Origin of the sequence: Heliomicrobium undosum, assembly GCF_009877425.1 — a bacterium.
Lineage (GTDB): Bacteria > Bacillota > Desulfitobacteriia > Heliobacteriales > Heliobacteriaceae > Heliomicrobium > Heliomicrobium undosum.
The window spans coordinates 1-4,831 of record NZ_WXEY01000047.1 but is presented as its reverse complement, the minus strand read 5'-3'; the positions used below and the strand labels follow the sequence as shown (position 1 = coordinate 4,831).

Below are 4,831 nucleotides of genomic sequence, written 5' to 3'. Positions count from 1 at the left end.
ACGAATCGGTCGAGGACTTGACCTTACTTGCTTGCTTTACGAAACAAACTCTGTGTGGTTTTGAGGGAAAGCCCACCGCTGTTAAAAGCGGTGGGCTTTTTGCTGCATAAAGACAACCAGAAGACCCCATTCCGCATTTTCGCGCGAAAGAGGGGTCTTATTCATTACTTAGTGCAATGTATCTTTGGCCAGTGTCTGGTATTTCGCCAAAGTCAGCGGTTCGTGATAAACTTGGGTTTGATTGAGAAACCGGAACCGAAGAAAGAGAGCGTTACATGAATATCATCGAAACAAACAGATTGATCCTAAGAAAGTATTCTCCTAATGATATCCCTGTGCTATACAACATTCTTTCCGACCCGATCACCATGCGTTTTTGGCCTGCGCCGTATTCATTGGAACAGACCGAAAACTGGGTGCAAAGCAACATCGAAAGTTATCGGCAGTTTGGCTTTGGCAGGTGGCCCATTATTTTAAAAGAAACGGGAGAGATGATCGGCGATTGCGGAATCCTGATCGCAGAGATCGACGGTCAACGGGAACATGATCTGGGGTATATCATCCACCATCCCTTCTGGCGCAACGGCTTTGCCGTCGAAGCCGCGCAGGCTTGCAAGGACTATGCCTTTCAGTCCTTACGTATTAATCGGTTGTGCGCCAATATGCCCTTTGATCACCTGGCCTCTATTCAGGTGGCGAGAAACATTGGGATGGAAAAGGAGAAGGAGTTTTTTAACAAGAGAAATAGAAATATATTGACTTACCTCTATGCAGTTTCCAAGGAAGGAGCAATTTGATGAATCGAATCATTACATTACCGGTCAACTTCAATTTTGGCAGCGGGGCGCAGACGATCTGGCCGGTCATCCTCAAAGATGAGCAAGATACGGTTCTGATTGATTGTGGCTATCCTCATTTTCTCCCGATGATCAGAAACGCGGCGGAAGCACAAGAAATCAATCTTGGCGACTTAACCAAAATCGTCATTACCCACCATGATTTTGACCATATGGGCGCTTTGGCCGATTTTAAGCGGGAATATCCCCATGTGCAGATCATCTCGTCCCGTATTGAAGAAAAGTACATCATCGGGAAAGAGAAGTCGTTGCGGTTGCAACAGGCGGAAGCCTTATATGATTTATTGCCGGAGGCGCAAAAAGCGGACGCCGAGAACTTTCATCAATTGCTGAAATCGAATGAATCAGCGAAGGTCGATTGCGTCGTCGATGATCGGGAACGTTTTTCGTGGTGCGGGGGAACGGAAATCATCGCCACCCCCGGTCATATGCCGGGACATATCTCCCTTTATGTGAGCGCATCAAAAGTTTTAATTGCAGGTGACGCTCTGGTTGTAGATAAGGATGAACTTTGCATCGCCAATCCGCAGTACACGTTGGATATGGTGGAAGCAAAGAAGTCGATTCAAAAATTGCTCAGCTTGGGTATAGATACAATCATCTGTTATCACGGCGGAGTATTTTCTCGAAACATAACGGCTTCCCTACGAAAGCTAGTAAATGAATAACTGGAGGAGTGTCAGATATGGGTAATCATAATCAGATGGATAAATTTTTATTGCTGTTCCGAATGGACATCACCGAAGAAGCGCAACCGACTCCGGCCCAGATGGAAATATACATGCAGCAATGGGAGTCATGGATCAGCGGTATTGCCAAAGAAGACAGGCTCGCAGGGGGCAATCATCTGTCCAATGAAGGCACGGTGTTACGGCGGAATGATGTTGTCCAGGATGGACCTTACAGGGCAGACAAAGAATCGATCGCAGGCTACATCATCATCAAGGCGATGAACTTCGAGGAAGCCGTCAACATCGCCAAAGGTTGCCCGATTCTGCTTGGGGAAGGCACGAGTGTTGAAGTGAGAAAAATCGCATCAAGATAAGAGTCAGCAGAGGGAGGCAAATCGCAAGCAGAAAAACCATGAAAGGAAAGAATATTTTGAATCGACTCGTGATTGAAATCCTAAGGAGCAGGAATTCACCCCTCTTTGTGGAATAATAAAGGTAAAGGAAGGAAAATGCGGTGAAAAGAGGGGGAGGGTTTGCGTATGTTTAAGAAGATTCTATTGGCCACTGACGGTTCGGAAAATGCCCTGAAAGCGGCCCGCTACACCTGTCACCTGATGAAGCTTGACCCGCAGATCGAAACGACTGTCCTTTACGTCTTTGACCTATCCCACCAGTACTTTCTCGGATCTGACGGCGCCGTTTTCTTTGATCCTGACGTATTGCGAGACAAGATGAACGAGATTGCTGACTAGGTCCTCGCCAACACCAGGGCCGTCTTCGAAGCCGAGGGACTCACCTGTAAGACCGAGGCCAACATGGGTCACCCTGCCTTTGTCATCGTCGACACGGCTGAGCAAAACGGCATGGAGCTGATCATCATGGGATCGCGCGGCATGGGTGAATTCCGCAGCTTCCTGGCCGGCAGTGTCAGCGACCGCGTCTTCCACCTGGCCAAGTGCCCCGTGATGGTCGTCAAGGAAGACAAGGCTTGACCGGACATAGACGTGAATAGCAGGTAAAAAGAATGACATAAGAGTAGAACCTCTGACAAAAGACAGACAAAGGACAGGTTACACCTCCAGATTAAAGCGGAGGTTGCGGGCAAGGCGGGCGATTTCACGTCCGCCTTCTCCTTTGCTGCAGCAACTGTCTTCAAGGCGCCGCAGGAAATGCTGCAGCGGCGCCGTCTGCAAGCCGTTGCGGGCGGCCTGCCGGCCCATGGCGGCCGTTTCCTCGATGACTACCTTCAAAGCCTGCCAGAGTTCCTGTTCCGCCAGGGCCAGGCCGACCGATTCCAGGCAGGCGCTCAGGTAGGTCCAGAGGCTTTCTGAAAAGGGGAAGGCCGCCGAGTGGCCGTATTCGAAGATGAGGCCGACCAAATCCATATACCGCCGGGTGTGTTTTTCCGGATCGAAGGCCGCCCCCTGACTGCCAGAATCGCCAGTAGCGGATGGAGCGTCTGCAGCGGATGAAGCATCTGCATTGCCTGAAGCACTTGCTGTGGCTGAAGCGCCTGGAGCATTTGGACCGCTCCAGGCAGGTGGACCATCCACAGCACCCGTAACGCCCGTAGCAACCGTAACGCCAGGAGAGCCTGATGTGGAGAAAGCAGCCAAATCGCGCAAGTACTTTTTAAACAGTTCGTTAATCCCGTAACGGACCCGGAACCAGCGGTGGCCGGCCATGGCGTCGAGGAGTCGCTCCAAGGCGGCTTCCAGGCAGTCAGGGGCCGGCGGTTGCCAGTCCTGCGCCAGCAGGCGGTTTATGCTGACCGCTCCACGGGACAGATCGACATAACCCTCGGACGACGCTTCAGGCGCGAGGGCGGTTTTTACCTGAACCGGCTGGTTCAGCAGTTGATAAAAATCAATGACCCAGCGGTCCAAATCTTCCCTTTGCTGTTGCTTGGGTTGTTCCGTCATATGATGTAGTATTTGCGTCCTTGCGGCTGATCATCAATCGTAGCAGTCGGTTTGTATTCTATGGACAAGGTCCATGGCCAAGGCGTCGCGTCAAATGCCGGTAACGGAATAGTCCCGGCTTTTTGATATTTTGCACGGTGCTCCGGTCGGCTTGATCGTCGGTGGAAACGCGGGCATAAATGGCCACTCGCATGGCGAATTACTCCTTGGACAAAACCTATGTGTAACTTGACGGAATTTGACGAACGATAACCCCCCATACTTATTGTCGTTTATTTTATAATCGTTTGGGGAGGGGGGTGAATCCGATCGATACAAATAAAAACAACTATTATTTTATTAACGGCCTTGCGGAGTTTATGTATTGTAAGATTTACGAAGAACTTTCCCAAGAACAAAAGAGGGCCGTGGATGCTGAATTCGAGGAAATGGTCAAGTTAATAGTGGAACGACAGAATATAGGCAATTAATACAGAGAAACTTTTATAAAAAAACACCTTTTCGGTGTTTTGCTTATTTTTAAAACGCCAAACAAACTCATTTGGAAGAATAATGATTTAAGAACCGCTAAGTACGGAAAAGGATGAAAATAACATTGACTTTCTAACGACTTATTGCTAAGATACAATTCCGTCCAAAAGGGCGGCATTGCCAAGTGGTAAGGCAGCGGACTTTGATATCTCAACGGTAGAGCAACCGGCTGTTAACCGGTACGTTGTAGGTGCGAATCCTATTCGAAGAGCCATATCGTCGCGGGGTGGAGCAGTTGGTAGCTCGTCGGGCTCATAACCCGAAGGTCGCAGGTTCAAGTCCTGCCCCCGCAACCAATTTAATTTCGTTTTTCTTGGAGAGATGGCCGAGTTGGTCAAAGGCGCGCGACTCGAAATCGTGTAGGCGGCAAAACCCGTTTCAAGAGTCGGAAGTAGCTCAGCGGTAGAGCATCGCCTTGCCAAGGCGAGGGTCGCGAATCTAGTCTTCCGCTCCATCTTTTCTATCTGAAGTATCCATAACCATACATATGCCGCTGTAGCTCAGTTGGTAGAGCGTATCCTTGGTAAGGATAAGGTCACCGGTTCAATCCCGGTCAGTGGCTCCATTTCAACCAAACATTTCCGGTTGAAAAACATCCAATTAATATGGTATAATGTCATTCCTGTCTCCGACAGGGATTTTTATTCGGCCTCATGCAGGATGCATTATCTGCGTGATATGAATCCTTGTGATGCTTGACTGGTGACACTCAAAAGGTTTTCAAACGAAAATGAACAAATGCTTGAAAATACCAGTTGAAATGCTGAATAAAACGTGATATTATAAGATTCCGCCCGATAAACGGGCTAGAAAAAACTGGTCCTTGAAAATCAAACAGTTGCGAATCAAG

Annotated in this window: 4 protein-coding genes, 3 tRNA genes and 1 pseudogene; 7 read left to right on the top strand and 1 reads right to left on the bottom strand. The window is 49.0% G+C overall.

Annotation, left to right across the window (positions count from 1 at the left end):
• Window positions 1-275: 275 nt before the first annotated feature.
• The 4 genes and pseudogenes from GTO91_RS17460 (at window position 276) to GTO91_RS18295 (ending at window position 2,520) form a co-directional block, all read left to right on the top strand.
• Window positions 276-797, top strand: coding sequence for a GNAT family N-acetyltransferase (locus GTO91_RS17460; RefSeq protein ID WP_161259991.1), 522 nt, complete (start codon window positions 276-278; stop codon window positions 795-797).
• Complete coding sequence (locus GTO91_RS17455) at window positions 797-1,525, top strand: MBL fold metallo-hydrolase (RefSeq protein ID WP_161259990.1); 729 nt, start codon at window positions 797-799, stop codon at window positions 1,523-1,525. The genes GTO91_RS17460 and GTO91_RS17455 overlap by 1 nt, the downstream gene beginning before the upstream one ends.
• 17 nt (window positions 1,526-1,542) lie before the next feature.
• Window positions 1,543-1,902, top strand: a complete 360-nt coding sequence (locus tag GTO91_RS17450) for a YciI family protein (protein WP_207709051.1) — start codon at window positions 1,543-1,545, stop codon at window positions 1,900-1,902.
• Window positions 1,903-2,067: 165 nt separating this feature from the next.
• Window positions 2,068-2,520 (top strand): annotated as a pseudogene (locus GTO91_RS18295) (universal stress protein).
• Window positions 2,521-2,598: 78 nt separating this feature from the next.
• Here the strand turns inward: GTO91_RS18295 and GTO91_RS17435 are convergent.
• Complete coding sequence (locus tag GTO91_RS17435) at window positions 2,599-3,414, bottom strand: hypothetical protein (protein ID WP_161259988.1); 816 nt, start codon at window positions 3,412-3,414, stop codon at window positions 2,599-2,601.
• Between the two features lie 706 nt (window positions 3,415-4,120).
• On the opposite strand from GTO91_RS17435, the gene GTO91_RS17430 reads away from it, so the two are divergent.
• The 3 genes from GTO91_RS17430 to GTO91_RS17420 all read left to right on the top strand — a co-directional run bounded on the left by GTO91_RS17430 (window position 4,121) and on the right by GTO91_RS17420 (window position 4,546).
• Window positions 4,121-4,195: transfer RNA gene (locus GTO91_RS17430), tRNA-Asn, on the top strand.
• A 6-nt stretch (window positions 4,196-4,201) separates the two neighbouring features.
• Window positions 4,202-4,277 (top strand) — tRNA-Met (locus GTO91_RS17425).
• A 193-nt stretch (window positions 4,278-4,470) separates the two neighbouring features.
• A tRNA-Thr gene (locus tag GTO91_RS17420) sits at window positions 4,471-4,546 on the top strand.
• Window positions 4,547-4,831 lie beyond the last annotated feature (285 nt).

Coding starts and splice junctions, on each gene's coding strand:
- GTO91_RS17460 (WP_161259991.1), top strand. CDS start 276: ATGAATATCATCGAAACAAACAGATTGATCCTAAGAAAGTATTCTCCT.
- GTO91_RS17455 (WP_161259990.1), top strand. CDS start 797: ATGAATCGAATCATTACATTACCGGTCAACTTCAATTTTGGCAGCGGG.
- GTO91_RS17450 (WP_207709051.1), top strand. CDS start 1,543: ATGGGTAATCATAATCAGATGGATAAATTTTTATTGCTGTTCCGAATG.